Annotated in this window: 8 protein-coding genes; 3 read left to right on the top strand and 5 right to left on the bottom strand. The window is 75.8% G+C overall.

Translation table 11 applies throughout. From position 1 onward, the window contains the following. Positions 1-4 precede the first annotated feature (4 nt). From EV374_RS17335 to EV374_RS17320, 4 genes are read right to left on the bottom strand one after another with little or no spacing between them, the layout of a single operon-like run. On the bottom strand, positions 5-1,024 hold the full coding sequence (locus EV374_RS17335; protein ID WP_132236889.1) for an HAD-IIIC family phosphatase: 1,020 nt from the start codon (positions 1,022-1,024) through the stop codon (positions 5-7). Between the two features lie 5 nt (positions 1,025-1,029). Beyond that, positions 1,030-2,193 (bottom strand): acyl-CoA dehydrogenase family protein, encoded by a 1,164-nt coding sequence (locus EV374_RS17330; RefSeq protein ID WP_132236601.1) that lies wholly within the window; start codon positions 2,191-2,193, stop codon positions 1,030-1,032. Next, positions 2,190-2,459 (bottom strand): phosphopantetheine-binding protein, encoded by a 270-nt coding sequence (locus EV374_RS17325; RefSeq protein WP_132236599.1) that lies wholly within the window; start codon positions 2,457-2,459, stop codon positions 2,190-2,192. The genes EV374_RS17330 and EV374_RS17325 overlap by 4 nt, the downstream gene beginning before the upstream one ends. A gap of 13 nt (positions 2,460-2,472) precedes the next feature. After that, positions 2,473-3,483 carry a ketoacyl-ACP synthase III family protein gene (locus EV374_RS17320; protein ID WP_207914277.1) on the bottom strand — a complete coding sequence of 337 codons (1,011 nt, stop codon included), beginning with the start codon at positions 3,481-3,483 and terminating at the stop codon, positions 2,473-2,475. Between the two features lie 232 nt (positions 3,484-3,715). Between EV374_RS17320 and EV374_RS17315 the strand changes: the two genes are divergently transcribed. The 3 genes from EV374_RS17315 to EV374_RS17305 are packed head-to-tail and all read left to right on the top strand — an operon-like array spanning position 3,716 to position 14,471. Beyond that, a complete protein-coding gene (locus EV374_RS17315) occupies positions 3,716-5,473 on the top strand; it encodes a condensation domain-containing protein (protein ID WP_165947814.1) in 1,758 nt (585 codons plus the stop codon). Continuing rightward, positions 5,470-12,795, top strand: coding sequence for a non-ribosomal peptide synthetase (locus EV374_RS17310; protein WP_132236595.1), 7,326 nt, complete (start codon positions 5,470-5,472; stop codon positions 12,793-12,795). Before EV374_RS17315 ends, EV374_RS17310 begins: the two co-directional genes overlap by 4 nt. Further along, positions 12,792-14,471, top strand: a complete 1,680-nt coding sequence (locus EV374_RS17305; protein WP_132236593.1) for an amino acid adenylation domain-containing protein — start codon at positions 12,792-12,794, stop codon at positions 14,469-14,471. Before EV374_RS17310 ends, EV374_RS17305 begins: the two co-directional genes overlap by 4 nt. Before the next feature lie 105 nt (positions 14,472-14,576). On the opposite strand, the gene EV374_RS17300 is transcribed toward EV374_RS17305, so the two are convergent. Next, a complete protein-coding gene (locus EV374_RS17300) occupies positions 14,577-15,038 on the bottom strand; it encodes a hypothetical protein (protein WP_132236591.1) in 462 nt (153 codons plus the stop codon). Positions 15,039-15,146: the final 108 nt, after the last annotated feature.

Below are 15,146 nucleotides of genomic sequence, written 5' to 3'. Positions count from 1 at the left end.
CCACTCACGCCGTCACCACCCGCACCGGGTGTGCCCGCGGGGCCGGCGGCCGGGCCGGGTCGATCGCGAGCGTCCACCGGTCGCCCGTGTCGTCCTCGACGGCGAAGCCGGCGAACCGCAGCGTGACCAGCATCTGCCGGTTGACCGCGGTGGGCACGAACTCCGCCACCGGCCGCCGGCCCGCGGCGAGCGCGGTGTGCACGAGGTGGTCGAGCAGGGCCGCGCCGGCACCGCGGGACAGCACCCGGCACGACATCAGCAGCAGCCGCAGTACGCTCGCGGCCGGCCGCGACTCGCTGACGGCCAGCCCGACCGTTCCGTAGGAGCCGAACCTGTCCCGCAGCCGCGCCACCAGCACCTCGTGCCGCGGCGACGCGCAGAGCGCGTGCAGCTCCGCCAGGCTGAACGTGACGCCCGTGGTGTTCAGCTGGTGGGTGCGTACGGTCAGCTCGTGCGCCCGGGCGAGGTCGGCCGGGCCGGCCCGGCGCACCTCCAGCACCAGGCCGAGCGAGGCGAGGAAGTCTGCGGGCGGCCCGGCATGCGTGGCCTCGGCGGCCCGGCGTCGCTCGTCGGTCCGGTAGAGCTGGCGGCGCTGCCGGGACTCCTCGGTGACGAACTCGCGGGCGAACTCGGGCAGCGCCGGCAGTCCGGCGACGGCGTCGGCCGGGTGGCAGCGCACGACCGGCAGCGCGGCGGCCACCTCGGCGCGCTCCACCGGGTCGTTGTCGACGAACGCGACAGTGTCCAGGCCGATGCCCAGGTCGGCGGCGATCCGGGCGACCGCGAGGGACTTGGCGCCCCAGCCCACCTCGACCCGGGTGAACAGGTCGAGCAGGCCGTGCGCGGCCAGGTGGGCGGTGGCGGCGGCACGCTCGCCCCGGCTGGCCACGGCGTGCAGGACGCCGCGCCGGTCCAGGGCGTGCAGCGTGCGTACGGCGGCGGGGAACGGCACCGGCTCGTCGCCCTCCAGCACGACGCCGTCCCACAGCGTGTCGTCGAGGTCCCAGACCAGGCACTTCACCATGCCGGTCACGGCCGCCCTCCCGGTCCCGTCGCGCGGGCGCGCCGCAGCAGGTGGTCGGCGACGTGCAGCTCGGCCACCTGGGCGGAGCCCTCGATGATCTCCATGACCTTGGCGTCCCGGTAGAACCGGCCGGCCCGGCTGTCCGGTGCGCAGCCGGCCGCACCGAGGACCTGCACGGCCGTGCCGGCGACCAGGGCGGCGGTGCGCGCCGCCGCGTACTTGGCCGCGACCGTGCCGGCGATCGCGTCGGGCGCACCGGCGGCCCGCCACCTGGCGGCCCGGGCGGCGAGTTCCCGCGCGGCGGCGGTGTCCACCGCGGCCCGGCCCAGCAGCCCCCGTACGGTCTGGTGGTCGGCGAGCAGGGTGTCGCCCTGCCGGCGGGTGAGCACGTGGTCGGTCATGTCCCGCAGGCACGCCTCGGCCATGCCCACGCAGCCCCAGCCGACGGTGAACCGGCCGTGGTCCAGCGCGGTGGCCGCGACGTGCGACAGGCCGAACCCGGGCGGTGCGACGCGGTTCGCCGCCGGGACCCGTACGCCGTCGAGCTGGATGTGGGCCAGCTGGGCGGCCCGCAGGCCGAGCTGGCCCTCGACCGGCTGCCGCGTCACGCCGGCCCGGTCGGTCTCGACGAGCACGGCGGTGTGCCGGCCGTCCAGCACCCCGAGCACCAGCAGCATGTCGGCGACCTGGCCGAACGTCACCCAGCGCTTGGTACCGGTCAGCTCCAGGGTCGGCTGCCGGCCCCCGCCGACGGCACGGATGCGGGTGTCGACGGCGGTCAGGTCGCTGCCCGCGCCGGCCTCGGTGGCGGCGAAGCCGGCGAGCAACTCACCACGGGCGAACGCGGGCAGCCAGCGCGCCCGCTGCCCGGCGGTGCCCCAGCGCAGGACGGCCGCGGCGACCATGGCCTGCACGGTGACCAGCGCGCGCAGCGCGCCGCACACGCCGCCGAGCCGGGCGCACAGCTCACCGACCTGCGCCGGTGTGGCGCCGAGGCCGCCGTGCCCGACCGGCAGGTCGGCGGTGAGCAGCCCGGCGGCCGCCGCGGCGCGGCGTACCCCGGCGGGCAGCGCGCCGTCCCGGTCCCAGCGGGCCGCCTCGTCGCGCGCCGCCGCCGCGAGGTCGTCGCCGAGACCGTCGAGCGTCGACCGCGCGACCGCGGCGGTCACGCCGGGATCCCGGCGCGGCCGGCGGTCTTGGCCAGCACGAAGTCGGTCAGCCGGGAGATCGTGCGGAAGTGGTCGAGGTCGAGGTCGGCCACCTCGACCTCGATGTCGAAGCGCCGCTCCACGAACACCACCAGCTCGATCGCGAACAGCGAGTTGAGCAGGCCGAGCGCGAAGTAGTCCTCGTCCGGGCCGATCGGTACGGACACCGCCGGGGCGATGAAGTCGTGCAGCTCCCGCGCCACCGCGGGCCGGTCCGGTGCTCCCATCCCCACTCCCATCTCAGTCTCCCGCGACGGCCGCAGCGGGATCGCCGTCGAACTCGACCAGCACCATGCTCCAGGCGGCCACGGGGCTGGAGCTGATCAGTACGGCCCGCTCGCCGCCCCGCAGCCGCCCGGTGCCGATCTCGGTCGCCAGGTTGAGCAGGACGTCGTTCGCGCCGAGGTGGCCCAGGTCGCGCAGGTTGTCGCGGCAGGTCGGGGCGACCGCCACCCCGAGCGTCTCCTCGACGAACCGGAACGCGCCCGCCGACAGGTTGTGGCTCACGTGCCGGGCGACATCCGCCGGGGTCAGCCCGTTGCGCTCCAGCAGGCGCCGGTACATCGCGCGCAGCCGGTTGCGGCTCTCCAGCGCCAGCTGGAAGGAGTACTCCCGGGGGTCGCGGCACTGCTCGGTCCAGCGGGCCGACGGGCGGTCCCGGTAGTCCACCCGGAACAGGTCCCAGTAGCGGCCGTCGGTCTCCTGGAGCACGTCGCGTACCCGCAGCGGCCCGTCCCGCGAGACGACCACGGCCATGCCCCCGTCGCCGCTGACGGTGACGGGGTGCCGGTAGCGCCGGGGCGTGGCCGGCGTACTGCCGTGCACGACGAGGACGTCGGTCAGGCCCGGGTCGGCGGCCAGCAGGCCGCGCGCCACCAGCAGCGCCGGCGTGGTCGACACGCAGCCCAGCCCGCCGACGGCGAAGGTCAGGGCCCGGTCGGCGCCGAGGTACGCCTGTAGCCGGGTCTCGGCGGAGCTCATCAGGGTGGCCGGCGCGCGGGACTCCACCACGACCAGCGCCCCGATCCGTGCCGGGTCCAGCCCGGCGGCGCCCAGCGCCCGGGTGGCGGCTCCCGCGGCCAGGTCGAACGCGTCCAGCTCCGGGTCGGTACGCACCCGGTCGATGCCGAGGCCGGCGCAGAGTTCCCGCTCGGCCGGCCCCAGGTACGCCAGCTCCGGCAGCTCCGCCACCGCGACCGACCGTTGCGGCAGGAACGACGCCATCGTCCGTACCGCGATCGTTCCGGGCATGTCGCCGCGCCTTTCGGTAGCAGGGGCCGTCGTCGGTGTCCCGTCCCGGGCGTCCGGACCCGCTCCTGCGTCCGGTGTGCCGTGCGCCGACTCGATGCCACTCTGCCGATCGCGGCTCGTGGCGGGACAGAGAAGGACCGGCAACGCCTGTGCCGGTCCTTCTCTGGTTCCGGCCCGCTCGCGTCCACCAGTCTCGATCCGATGCCGACCGCCGGTGAAGGGGAGACCGCCGATGCCGAGCCGGATGCCCGACCAGACGAACGCCCCGCCGCCGGGCGGCACCCGGATCCGGCCGGTGCCGCGCACCGGCGCGCTGCGGCTGTCGCCGGGACAGGAGCGGCTGTGGTTCCTCGACGGGCTGCACGGCGACGGCACCGAATACCTCGTCTGGCTGCGGATGCGCCTGCACGGACCGTGGGATCCCGCGGTGTTCGCCCGCGCCGTGACCGCGGTCGTCGGCCGGCACGAGGTGCTGCGCACCCGGTACCGGGACAGCGACGGCGAGCCGGTGCAGGTCGTCGACCCGCCCGGCCCGGCCGACGTGACGGTCGTGGACCTGACCGGGGGAGCGGACGCCGCGACCCGGGCGGCGGCGCTGCTCGACACGGCGGCGGGCCGGCCGTTCGACCTGCGCCGGGAGCACCCGCTGCGGGTCATCGTGGTACGGCTCGCGCCGACGGAGCACCTGGTGGGCCTCACCCTGCACCACATCGCCGCCGACGCCTGGTCGTGCGACGTGCTGCTGCGCGACCTGGACCACGCGTACCGCGCGTTGGCGGCCGGCCGGCCCGTGCCGGCGCCGCCGTCGGTGCAGTACGCCGACGTCGCGGCCTGGCAGCGGGCCCGGCGCGAGGCGGCCGGCGCGGCCGGCATCGGCTACTGGCGCGACCAGCTCGCCGGGCTCGAACCGGTCCTGCTGCCCACCGACCGCCCGCGCGGCACCCGCCGCGACCCCAGGGGCGACATGCTCGCCGTGGACGTGCCGCGGCACGTCGCCCGGCTGGTCGCCGCCGCCGGCGAGCGGCACGGCACGACCGCGTTCATGACGCTGCTGGCGGCCTTCCAGGTGTTGCTGGCGCACCGGACCGGGCGCACCGACATCGCCGTCGGGATGCCCGCCGCCGGGCGGGACGTGCCGGAGACCGAGGACCTGATTGGCTTCTTCGTCAACACCCTGGTGCTGCGGACCGACCTGGCGGGCGAACCGTCGTTCACCGAGGTGCTGGACCGGGTGCGCACGACGGTGCTGGCCGCGCTCGTGCACAACGACGTGCCGTTCGAGGACGTCGTGGCGGCGGTCCGGCCCCGCCGCGACCCCGCCCGCAACCCGCTGTTCGAGATCATGTTCCAGGTCCTGCACACGGCGGAGACGCCCGGCACGCTCGGCGGCGCCACGGTGTGGCCGCTGCCCATGAACGCCACCGACGCCAAGTTCGACCTGGTGTTCACGGTCTGCCGCACCGCGGCCGGCGACCTGCGGTGCGTTCTCGAGTACGCCGGCGGCCTGTTCGACCGGACGACGATGCTCCGGCTCGCCGAGGACTACGTGGCGCTGCTGGAGCGGTCGACCCGCGAACCGGAGGCCCCGGCGGTCCGGCTGGTCCCGGCGGCCGGCGCGCCGGCCGTGCCGGCGTCTGCGGCCGTGCCGGCGGGTGCCCCTGTTCCGCCGGCACCCGCCCCGGCGGCGCCGGCCGGACCGGTCGAGCGGGTCGTCGCCGGGATCTGGTCGCGGCTGCTCGGCGTCGACGATATCGCCGCCGACGACGACTTCTTCGACCTCGGCGGCCACTCGCTGCTGGTCGCCCGGGTGCGTACCGCGCTGCGGCAGACGTTCGCCGTCGATCTCCCTTTGCAGGTCCTGTTCGAGGCCACCTCCGTGGCCGGACTCGCGGCCGTGGTCACCGCCGCGGTCCGCGCCGACGTCAGCCGACTCTCCGACAGCCAGGTGCAGGACCTGCTGTCCCGAGCCGCCCGGGAAGGAACCCGATGACCGAGATGCTGGAGTCGCCCACCCCGCACGAGAAGCTGCTGGAGCGCCGGCTGCTCGGCCTCGAGCCGCTCCCCGAGCCGGGCATCCCCCCGGCGTCGCGGGCGGACCCGCCCCCGCTGTCGTACGCCCAGCGTCGGCTGTGGATCCTCGACCGGCTGCGCCCCGGCGGCGTCGAGTACCTGGTGCAGATCGCGCTGCACATGACCGACCGGCCGGGCCGCCGGCTGGACCTCGACGCGCTGCGGGCCGCGCTGGACGGGCTGGTGGCCCGGCACGAGGTGCTGCGCACCCGCTACCCGGTCGGCCCCGACGGCGAGCCGGTGCAGCTGATCGACCCCCCCGCCCCGGTCCCGCTGCCGGTCCGCGACCTCACCCACCTGGACGGCGACACCCAGTGTGGGTTGCTGAACCGGCTCGTCTCGGTCGACCGCGAGCCGATCGACCTGGCCGGCGGGCCGGTCTTCCGTGCGCTGCTCGTGCGGCGGGAACCCGACCAGCACCTGCTGCTGCTCACGACCCACCACATCGCCATGGACCTCTGGTCGGAGGGCCTGCTGCTCGACGAGCTGCGCCACCGCTACACCGCCGCGCTCGACGGTCGCCTGGCCGACCTCCCCCCGCTGCCCGCGCAGTACGCCGACGTGGCCGCCTGGCAGCGGCAGCGGACCGCCGAGCTGCGCGAGACCCAGCTGCCGTACTGGCGCCGCCAGCTCGCCGGCGCCACGCCGGTGGACCTGCCGGCCGACCGGCCACGGCCGGCGGTACGGGACTCCGCCGGCGACGTCGTGCCGTTCACCGTGCCCGCCGAGGTGGCGGCGGCCCTCGGCGAGCTGGCCCGCCGCCACCGGGCCACGCCGTTCATGGTCCTGCTGGCGGCGTACGCGGTCGTGCTCGGGCGGTGGAGCGGCCGGACCGACGTCACGGTCGGCACCCCGGTCGCCGGCCGTGGGCACGACGACGTGCAGGGCCTCATCGGGCTCTTCGTGGACACCGTCGTGGTGCGGGCCGACCTGGCCGGCGATCCCACGTTCGGCGAGCTGGTCGAGCGGGTCCGCCGTACGTCGCTGGACGCCTTCGCCCACCAGGAGCTGCCGTTCGAGCAGCTCGTCGAGGAGCTGGCGCCGGTCCGCGACCCCGCGCGGACGGCGCTCTTCTCGACCATGTTCGTCTGGCAGGAGGCCGGGCCGGACGGCTTCCAGGCGCCCGGCCTGGACGTCCTGTCGGTGCCGATCCCGTTCGCCGACGCCAAGTTCGACCTGACCCTGTCGGTGAGCCCTGGCCCGGACGGCTCGCTCGCCGGCGCCGCGGTCTACGCCACCAGCCTGTTCGACCGCGCCACGATCGAGCGGTTCGTCGCACACGTCGGTCGGCTGCTGGCCGGCGTGGCGGCGGCCCCGGACATCCCGCTGGCCGACATCGACATCCTCCCGCCGGCCGAGCGCGAGCAGCTGCTCGACGGCTGGAACGACACCGCGACCGACGTGCCGGCCACCACGCTGCCCGCGCTGTTCCGCGCCCAGGTGGCGGCCAAGCCGGACGCGGTGGCCGTGCGGACGGCGCAGCGGAGCCTGTCGTACGCCGAACTCGACGCCCGCGTCACCGCGCTGGCGTCGCGGCTGCGCGCGGCCGGCGTCGGCCCCGAGTCGGTGGTCGGGGTGTGCCTGGAGCGCGGCCCGGACCTGGTGGCCGCGCTGCTGGCCGTGCTCACCGCCGGCGGCGCCTACCTGCCGCTGGACACCGAGAGCCCGCCGCAGCGGCTGGAGCAGCTGCTCACCGATGCCGCGGTACGGGTCGTGGTGACCGACCGGGACACCGTCGGCACCGCCGCGCGCACGCTGCTCCGGCCCGACGCGGACGCCACCGCCCCGCACGGGCCGCCGCCCGGCGACCCCGACCCGGACCACCCGGCGTACGTGCTGCACACCTCCGGCTCGACCGGCCACCCCAAGGGCGTCGTGATCACCCACCGCGCGCTCGTGAACCGGCTGGCCTGGATGCAGCGCGAGTACCCGCTCGACGCCACCGACCGGGTGCTGCACAAGACCCCGTACGGCTTCGACGTCTCGGTCTGGGAGCTGTTCTGGCCGCTGGTCACCGGCGCGACGCTCGTCGTCGCCCGCCCCGGCGGGCACCGGGACCCGGCGTACCTGGCCGCGGCGATCGCCGAGCACGGCGTCACCACGCTGCACTTCGTACCGTCGATGCTGCGCGCCTTCCTCGACACGCCGGCCGGCGGGCTGCCCTCGGTACGCCGGATCTTCGCCAGCGGCGAGCCGCTCCCGGACGGGCTGGCGGCGGCCGTGTCCGAGCGGATCGGCTGCGAGCTGCACAACCTCTACGGCCCGACCGAGACGACGATCGACGTGACCGCGGCGCGGTGCCGGCCCGGGGAGCCGGTCACGATCGGCCGCCCGGTCGCCAACACCCGCGCCCACGTCGTCGATGCGGACCTGCGGCTGCTGCCGGTCGGCGTGCCCGGCGAGCTGGTGGTGGCCGGCGTCCAACTCGCCCGCGGCTACCTGGGCCGCCCCGCGCACACGGCCGACCGGTTCGTGCCGGACCCCTTCGGCACGCGGCCGGGGGACCGGCTCTACCGCACCGGCGACCTGGCCCGGCACCGCGCCGACGGGACGATCGAGTACCTGGGCCGGCTGGACCGGCAGGTGAAGCTGCACGGCCACCGGATCGAGCCGGGCGAGGTCGAGGCGGTGCTCACCGCGCACCCGGACGTCGCCGCCGCCGTGGTCACCGTGCACGACGACCGGCTCGTCGCGTACCTCGTCGGCCCGGCCGCCGGGGCGGGCTCGGGGCAGGTCGACCGGGACGCCGTCGCGGCGTACGCCCGGGCCCGGCTGCCCCGCCAGCTGGTGCCCGCGCGGTGGGTGGTGCTCGACGCGCTGCCGCTGACCGCCGCCGGCAAGGTCGATCATCGCGCGCTGCCCGCGCCGTCCGGCGACATCGCGCCGACGGCGGAGGCGCCTCGCAACCCGGTGGAGCGGACGATCGCGCGCGCCGTGGCCGACGCGCTCGGCGTCGACGCGGTGGGCCGGCACGACGCGTTCTTCGCGCACGGCGGCGACTCGATCCGGGCGATCCGCGCCGTCGGGGCGCTGCGGGCGGCCGGCCTGCCGGTGTCGGTGCACGACCTGTTCGGTCACGCCACGGTGGCCGAGTTGGCGGAACTGGTCGGCGCGCGGACGCCGGAGAAGCCGGCCGAGGTGACCGAGCAGCCGGTCGTGGCGCCGTTCGCGCTGCTGTCCGAGGCCGACCGCGCGCTGCTGCCGCCGGGCCTGGTCGACGCGTACCCGATGGGCGAGATCCAGGCCGGAATGGTGTACGAGATGCTGGCCGCGCAGCGGCCGGTCTACGTGAACGTCAGCTGCTACCGGATCGAGGACGAGACGCCCTTCGACCTGGCCGACCTGCGCGCTGCCGCGGCACTGCTGGTGCGGCGGCACGAGATCCTGCGTACCTCGTTCGCGCTCGCCGGCTACACGCGGCCGCTGCAACTGGTGCACCGCACCGCCGAGCTGCCGGTGGACCTGGACGACCTGCGGGACCTGCCGCCGGCCGCGCGGCGCCAGGTCCTCGACGACTTCCTGCTCGCCCAGCGTGCCGCGCCGTTCGACCTGGCCGTGCCGCCGCTGCTGCGCTACACGGTGCACCAGACCGGCGAGCGCGAGTGGTGGCTCACCCACGTCGAGTGCCACGCGATCCTCGACGGCTGGAGCCACACGTCGGTGATCGCCGAGCTGCTCGCGCACTACCGGACGCTGCGCCGTGGCGGCGTACCCCGGCCGGCGCCGCTGCCCGCCGTCCGGTTCGCCGACTTCGTCGCCGCCGAGCAGGAGTCGCTGCGCTCGGCGGCCGACCGGGACTTCTGGACCGCCACCATCACGGCCACCGACAAGCTGGAGATCCCGGCCGAGTGGGGCGGCCAGGCGGACGGGGCCGAGGGGCCGGACGGGGCCGACGACGCGCCGGAGCAGGTCGTCGTCGAGTACGCCGACCTGGAACCGGCGCTGCGCCGGCTCGCGGCCGACGCGGGGGCGGCGCTGAAGAGCGTGCTGCACGCCGCCCACCTCGCCGCCTGGGGCGTGGTCACCGGGCGGCAGCGCTTCTTCACCGGGCTGGTCGGCAACGGCCGGCCGGAGCGGCTGCGCGGCGACGAGGTGATCGGCATGTACCTGAACACGGTGCCGTTCCCCGCCGACCTGACCGCCGTGAGCTGGCCGGAGCTGGTGCGGACGGTCTTCGCGCGGGAGGCGCGGATGTGGCCGCACCGGCGCTACCCGATGGCCGCGATGCGGCGCGACGGCCGGCACGCCTCGGCGCTGGTCGACGTCAGCTTCACGTACCTGGACTTCCACATGCTCGACTGGAGCTCCGGCATCGACCTGGAGGCCGACTTCAGCCCGAGCGAGCAGCCGTTCTCCGCGGTGTCGTTTCCCGGCCACCTGCGCCTGCTCGGTCGGCCGAGCAGGATCGGTCGGCCGTACCTGGAGCTGGTCGGCCGGACCTACCGGCAGGTGCTGGCGTCGATGGCCGCCAGCGCGGCCGGGCCCGGTGCCGCCCGCGACCCCGACGCCGGTCCCGACGCCACCCCGGCTGTGTTGCCGTCGCCGTCGACCGTGACGCTGGCGCCGGCCGACCGCGAGCGGGTGCTCGTCGGCCCGAACCGCACCGACCGCGCGTTCCCCACCGATCAGCCGGTGCACCGGCTGGTCGAGCGGCAGGCCCGGTCCGCGCCCACCGCCGTCGCGCTGCGGCAGGGCGTCGTCAAGGTCTACTACGCCGAGCTGGAGCTACGCGCGAACCGGCTGGCGCACCGGCTGCGCACGCTCGGCGTCGGCCCGGGCACGGTCGTCGGCATCTGCCTGCCGCGGACGCCCGACCTCGCCGTCTGCGTACTGGCGGTGCTGAAGGCGGGCGGCGCGTTCCTGCCGCTGGATCCGGCGTACCCGGTCGAACGGCTGCGGTTCATGCTCGACGACACGGCGGCGGCGGTGCTGCTCGCCGCCGGGCGGCTGCCGGCCGGGCTCGTCCAGACCGGTCCGGCGGGCGTGCCGACGGTCGACGTGAGCGACGAGTCCGCCCAGCTCGACATGCCGGTCACCCCGCCGGAGGTGACGGTGGCGCCGGACGACCTGGCGTACGTCACCTACACGTCCGGCTCGACGGGCCGGCCCAAGGGGGTCGCCGTGCCGCACCGGGCGCTGCTCAACCTCCGGCACGCCCAGCAGGAGGTCTTCGACGTCCGGCCGGGCGACCGGATGCTCCAGTTCTTCGCGGTGGGCTTCGACGCGTCGGTGTCCGAGCTGGTCGCCGCGCTCACCGCCGGCGCCGAGCTGGTGCTGCCCGCGCCCGACCGCGACCCGGGCGACCTGCGCGCCGAGGCGGCCACGCTGACCCACCTCTTCCTGCCGCCGTCGATGCTGAGCCGACTGGACCCGGCGGACTTCCCGCGCCTGCGGGTCACCCTGGTCGGCGGCGAGGCGTGCCCCGCCGGGCAGGCCGACCGGTGGGCGCGGCACGCCGCGTTCGTCAACCTCTACGGCCCCACCGAGGCGTGCGTCGCCGCCACGTACGCGCCGGTCGCCCCCGGCTCGCCGGAGCGGATGCCGTCGATCGGCACCCCGCTGGCGAACGTGCGGTGCCACGTCCTGGACGCCGACGGCCGGCCGCTGCCCGCCGGGGCGCGCGGCGAGCTGCACGTCGCCGGCGCGGGCCTGGCCCGCGGCTACCTCGGCCGTCCGGCGCTGACCGCCGACCGGTTCGTCCCGGACCCGTTCGGGCCGCCCGGCAGCCGGATGTACCGCACCGGCGACGTGGTCTCCCGCGCCGCCGACGGCTCGCTGCGCTTCCACGGGCGCGGCGACCAACAGGTCAGCGTCCGCGGCTTCCGCATCGAGCTGGGCGAGGTCGAGCACGCGCTGGAGGCGCACCCGAGCGTCGCGGCCGCGGCCGTCGCCGTCGCCGCGGCGGGCACCGAGGAGGCGACGCTCGTGGCGTTCGTCCGGCTCACCGCCCGCACCTGCGGCGCCGCCCCGTCCCCGGCCGAGCTGCGCGAGCACGTACGCCGCCGACTGCCGGCGCACATGGTGCCGACCCGTTGCCACGTCGTCGGGCAGTTCCCGGTCACCGCCTCGGGCAAGGTCGACCGCGCCGCGCTGGTCGCGGCCGAGCCGAGGCCCGCCACCGCGCGGATCGCGCCGGTGGCGCCCCGGACACCGCTGGAGCGGACCATCGTCGACGCCTGGGCGCAGGTGCTGCGACTGGACCGGGTCGGCATCGACGACGACTTCTTCGATCTCGGCGGGCACTCGATGGCGATGATGCGGGTCATCTCGCTGTTGCGGGAGTCGCACGGCGTGGAGCTGACGTTCCGGGCCTTCCTGGAGCACCAGACCGTCGCGCGGCTGGCCGCCGCGATCACCGACGGCGCGGTCGGCGGCCCCGAGGCGCCAGCCGCGCCCGGCAGCCGCAACCGGGCGCTGCTGTGGCTGCGGCGCGGCAGCGCCACACCGCTGTTCTGCATCCACCCCGGCGGCGGCAGCGCCCACTGGTTCCAGCGCTTCCTGCCGTACCTGGACCCGCAGCTGCCGCTGGCCGCGTTCGAGTGGCCGAAGCCGCACGGCGACCACGCCACGATCCCCACCGCCGCCGAGATGGCCCGCCGGCACCTCGACGAGCTGCGGGCCGCCCAGCCGCACGGGCCGTACCGGCTGTTCAGCTGGTGCGGCGGCAGCACGATCGCGGCGGAACTCGCCACCCTGCTGCTGGACGCGGGTGAGGAGGTGACCTTCATGCTCCTCGACCCGGTGCTGGACGCGCAGACCCGGCCGAAGTTCTACGAGCAGATGGGATTCGTGCGCCGGCTGGAGAAGCTGGTGCTGGAGGTCGACCGGGGCGGGCCGGAGGCGGACACGCCCGAGCGGCGCGCCGAGATCATGGACCTCTACGAGCGGGTGGCCAACGACATCGACGAGAAGGAGGGCATGGCGCTGCCCGAGCGCGGCGTCGGCGCCGCCTGGCCGCGGATGGTCCGGGTCTGGCGGGAGTCGTTGCAGGCGCTCATCGAGTACCCGAACCCGCGCTACGCCGGCAGGCTGCACCTCATCGCCAGCGACGCGCTCGCCAACGGCCAGCACGTGGTGTCGTCCGGCCAGACGTTCGCCGACTACCTCCAACGGTGGGAGGAGCTGATCGACGGCGGGATCGAGCTGCACCGGGTGCCGGGGGACCACATCGGAATCATGAAGCCGCCGCTCCTGGTGCACCTGACCGACGTGATCAGCGCCGTGCTGGCCGGCAGCCGATGACCACCACGCCGGGCCGCCCGTCGACCGATCCTGCCGTGCCCGGGTTGGCCGTGCCCCGACCTGCCGCGCCCGACCCGGCCGCGCAGCAGCGGGCGTGGAACGCCACCGCCCGCGCGTACGTCGCGGACGGCCCGGTGCACCGGCTGTTCGAGGCGCAGGCCCGGCTCCGCCCGCACGCCGTGGCGGTGCGCTGGGCCGGCGGCGCGCTCAGTTTCGCCGAGCTGGACCGGCTCGCCAACCGGCTGGCCTGGGCGCTACGTGACCAGGGGGTCGGACCCGAGACGCCGGTGGGCATCCGGGTGCCGCGCGGGCCGCTGCTGGCGGTCGCCGTGTACGGGGTGCTGAAGGCGGGCGGCTGCTACGTGCCGGTCGAGCCGGCGCTCCCGGCCGAACGCGCGCACACCCTGCTGGCCGAGGCCGGTGTGCGGCTGCTGGTCGGCGCGGCGGGCGAGGACGGCTGGCCGCTCCCGCCGGGGGTGCGTACGGTGCCCGCCGACGCCCCGGTCCCGGACCACCGCGAGCTGCGGAGCCCGGAGCCCGGCACCGGCGCGGACTCCACCGCCTACGTGGTCTTCACCTCCGGCAGCACCGGCCGGCCCAACGGCGTCGCCGTGGCGCACCGGTCGCTGCACAACCTCTTCGCCTGGTGCCGGCGCACGCACGGCTTCGGCCCGCACGACCTGGGCCTGTCGGTCACCTCGCTCGGCTTCGACCTGTCCGTCTTCGACCTGCTCGGCCTGCCCGCGTACGGGGCGGGCGTCTACGTCGCCGACGACGCGCAGCGGTGCGACCCGGAGCTGCTGCTCGACGTGCTGCTGCGGGAGCCGGTGACGTACTGGAACTCGGCGCCGACCACGCTGGCCCACCTCGCGCCGCTGCTCGGCGGGCACCGGGGCGCCGCCGGGACCGGCGACCTGCGGCTGGTCTACCTCAGCGGCGACTACACGCCGCTGACGTTGCCGGACGAGGTGCGGTCGGTCTTCCCTGGGGCGACGGTCGTCAGCCTCGGCGGCGCGACCGAGGCGACCGTCTGGTCGAACTGGTTCGAGGTCGGCGCGGTCGACCCGGCCTGGCGGAGCATCCCGTACGGGCGGCCGATCGACAACGCGCAGTACTGGGTGGTCGACGAGAACCTGCGACCCTGCCCGGTTGGGGTGCCGGGTGACCTGCTCATCGGCGGCGACGTCCTCGCCCTCGGCTACCACCGCCAGCCGGAGCTGACCCGGCAGCGGTTCGTCCCGGACACGCTCGGGCCCGACCCGCGCGGCCGGCTCTACCGCACCGGCGACCGGGCGAGCTTCGGCCCCGACGGGGTGCTGACCTTCCTCGGCCGGGTCGACGGTCAGGTCAAGATCCGTGGCGCCCGGGTGGAGCTGGCGGAGGTCGAGCACCGCCTGCGCGGGCACGCCGGCGTGAAGGACGTGGTGGCGCTGGCCCGGCCGGACCGCGACGGCGAGCGCGCACTGGTGGTCTACGTCGTGCCGGCCTCCGGCAGCCGTCCGACCGTGCGGGAGTTGCGCCGGCACGTGGCCGCCGCGCTGCCGGACTACATGGTGCCGGCCGCGGTGGTGTTCGTGGACGGCTTCCCCGCCACCGCCAACGGCAAGCTCGACCGTGCGGCGCTGCCGTGGCCGGCGCGCACCGGCAGCACGCACGTGCTCGGGGTGCCGGGGTGAGTCGCCGGCCGGCCGCCGGTGGGCGCACCGGGGGGAGAGGTGCGCGCACGACCGCGGGCCCGCGCCGTCGCCCCGGATCACGACGGCGCGGGCCCGCTCACCGGGTCAGCATGGATGGATGTACCAGATCGGGTCCCAGTCGACGGAGACCGGGATGTTGTCCGGGTTGATCGCCTGTTTCGTCACGCTTTCTCTGTCGCTGAGGTGCGCGACCGCGTCGTCCGTCTGGTGGTTGACGGCGGCGCCACGGCCCAGGAAGTTCGTGAGGTTCCGATCGTCGCAGTAGTAGAGCTCGAAGAAGGTGTGCTGACCGTCGCCCTCTCCCACGGCATAGCAGGAGTAGCCCGACCGGCAGCTGCGCAGGTACTGGTTTCGGGCCTCCGTGCTCAGGTTGCGGGTCACGTACTCCCGGGGTCCGCTGCCGTTCCTGCCGTCGGAAAAGAACGGGCTGAGACCCGGTCTCACCTCCAGCGTGGTGTCCGCCCGCGCCGGGGACGCGGCGGCGGTGAGCAGCGCGACGGCCGCGGTGGCGATCGCCAGTACCCGGGTTTTCCGTAGATCTGCCATGGGTTCCTCCCGTCTGTCACGGACGTTGTGGAACGAGCATGCTGCCGCGGCACACGGCTGTCCTTACTGGCGCGTGCACACCTGTTGCGTCAGCGCGCACTCCTCGGT

This window comes from Micromonospora sp. CNZ303 (assembly GCF_004345505.1).
The sequence above is the reverse complement of the archived record's forward strand: the minus strand, read 5'-3'. Positions and strand labels throughout refer to the sequence as shown.